This window comes from Methylobacterium sp. WL120 (assembly GCF_008039465.1).
GTDB classification, from domain to species: domain Bacteria; phylum Pseudomonadota; class Alphaproteobacteria; order Rhizobiales; family Beijerinckiaceae; genus Methylobacterium; species Methylobacterium cerastii.
Genome location: NZ_VRUT01000311.1, coordinates 1 through 1,946, shown reverse-complemented (window position 1 = coordinate 1,946; position 1,946 = coordinate 1). Strand labels below are relative to the sequence as shown.

At 75.1% G+C, this 1,946-nt stretch carries 2 protein-coding genes and 1 pseudogene; all 3 read left to right on the top strand.

The annotated features are described in order from the left end of the window. Nucleotides 1-5: 5 nt before the first annotated feature. Nucleotides 6-473: a DUF4381 family protein gene (locus FV229_RS26635; RefSeq protein WP_147754788.1), complete on the top strand. Its 468-nt coding sequence runs from the start codon at nucleotides 6-8 to the stop codon at nucleotides 471-473. After that, complete coding sequence (locus tag FV229_RS26630; RefSeq protein WP_147754787.1) at nucleotides 470-1,489, top strand: VWA domain-containing protein; 1,020 nt, start codon at nucleotides 470-472, stop codon at nucleotides 1,487-1,489. Before FV229_RS26635 ends, FV229_RS26630 begins: the two co-directional genes overlap by 4 nt. 286 nt (nucleotides 1,490-1,775) lie before the next feature. After that, nucleotides 1,776-1,946 (top strand): annotated as a pseudogene (locus tag FV229_RS28615) (VWA domain-containing protein); the annotation flags it as partial.

Sequence of the window (1,946 nt, the reverse complement as noted above, 5' to 3'; positions counted from 1 at the left end):
GAACCATGACCCCCGCCGACGCCCCGCCCACCCTCGACGCCCTGCGCGGGCTTCACCTGCCGAACCAGGCGGCGGGGGCGATCTCCGGCGAGGTCGTCGTCGCGATCCTCGCGGGATTCGCCGCCGCGCTGCTCGTCGGGCTGGTGCGCTATCTTCGTGTCCGCGCCCGCGCCACTCTGCGCCGGGCGGCGTTGCGCGACTTGTCCGCCGCACGAAGCCTCGATCCGGACGCGCGCCTCGTGGCACAGGCCCGGCTGCTGCGCCGCCTCGCCCGCACCCTGCACGGCGGGGAGGCCGCCGCGGCGCAAGGGACGGCGTGGGCGCAGAGGCTCGACGGGCTGTTTTCCACCACCTTTTTCACGGCGGGCGCCGGGTGCACCCTCGTCGAGGGGCTCTACCGCCGCGGCGACCGGCCGGATCCGGCCGCCCTCGACGCCGAGCTCGGGCGCCTGATCGGGCGGATCCGCGGATGAGCCTGCTCCCGGCCTGGGTCACGGCGCTCGCCTCCGCGTTCGATTGGGCCGCGCCGCTGGCGCTGCTGCTCCTGCCGCTGCCGCTGCTGGTTCAGCGCTTCGTCCCGGCGGAAGCCGCCGGCGGCAGCGGCGCGTTGCGCGTCCCGGCCTCGCTGGTGGCGCAGGCGGAGGCCGGCGCCGACATTGCCGCCCGCGGCCGGCGCCGGACCTGGTCGATCTGGACCCTGTGGGCGGCGCTCGTCGTGGCGCTCGCTGGTCCGCGCCTCGTCCTGCCGGCGACGGCGCTGCCGGCCTCGGGCCGCGAGATCATGCTCGCCATGGACCTGTCCGGCTCGATGGAGCGACGCGACTTCTCCCTCGACGGCGAGACCGTGAACCGACTCGTCGCGGTCAAGCGCGTCGGCGCCGACTTCATCCGCCGCCGGGCCGGCGACCGCATCGGCCTGGTGATCTTCGCCGACCAGGCTTTCGTGGCCGCCGGGCTCACCTTCGACACGGCGAGCGTGGCGCGGGCCCTGGAGGAGGCGACCATCGGCCTCGTCGGCCGTTCCACCGGCATCGGCGACGGCCTCGGGCTGGCGCTGCGCCGGCTCGACCCGAAGGATTCCGGCGGCGAGGGGCAACCGGTCGCGTCCTCGAAGGCGGTGATCCTGCTCTCCGACGGCGCCAACAACGCCGGCCAAACCACGCCGAAGGACGTGGCGGCGCTGGCGAAGGAGCTCGGGATCAAGGTCTACACGATCGCGCTCGGTCCCCGCGACATGGCCGACGCCGACGGCGAGCAGGACGTGGTCGACACCGAGACGCTCCGGGAGATGGCCGAGATCACCGGCGGCAAGGCCTTCCGGGTGAAGACCACCGACGACCTCGTCGCGGTCGCCGACGCCATCGACACCCTGGAGGGGGGCCGTGCCAAGGCCCCCCCGGTGCCTCTGCGCCGCGACCTCTGGCCCTGGCCCGCGGCGCTGGCCTTCGCCTGCGCCGGGCTGCTGCTGGCCTCCCGGAGGCGGGGATGAAGCGTCTTCGTGCTAGTCTCTTCGAGCGGGCGCGAGACTTCGGCGCGACCAATACCGCGCATCCCCTCTCCCCGCCTGCGGGGAGAGGGCCGCGCCGACCTCGTCGTCGGCGCGGCGAGGCGGCAGCCGAAGGTGAGGGGGTGCTTCCGGACGCCCGCCTTCGGAAACGCCCCCTCACCGCCGCTTCGGCTTCGCCTGCGCTTCCCGCAGGCACGACGAGGTGCCTGCGGGCCTCTCCCCGCCTGCGGGGAGAGGGGGGCCCTCTCCACCGAGGGAGCGTTCGGCGATGACCCTCTTCGACGCCTACGCGCTCCTACGCCCCTGGTGGCTGCTGGCGATTCCCGTGGTCGCCGTGCTGGCCTTCCGGGCCGCCGCCCGCGCGGCGCCGCTCGGCGATTGGGCGCGGGCGGTCGACCCGGCGCTGATGGCGCTGATGGTCCGGCGCGGCGCCGTGCTC

Coding starts and splice junctions, on each gene's coding strand:
- FV229_RS26635 (WP_147754788.1), top strand. CDS start 6: ATGACCCCCGCCGACGCCCCGCCCACCCTCGACGCCCTGCGCGGGCTT.
- FV229_RS26630 (WP_147754787.1), top strand. CDS start 470: ATGAGCCTGCTCCCGGCCTGGGTCACGGCGCTCGCCTCCGCGTTCGAT.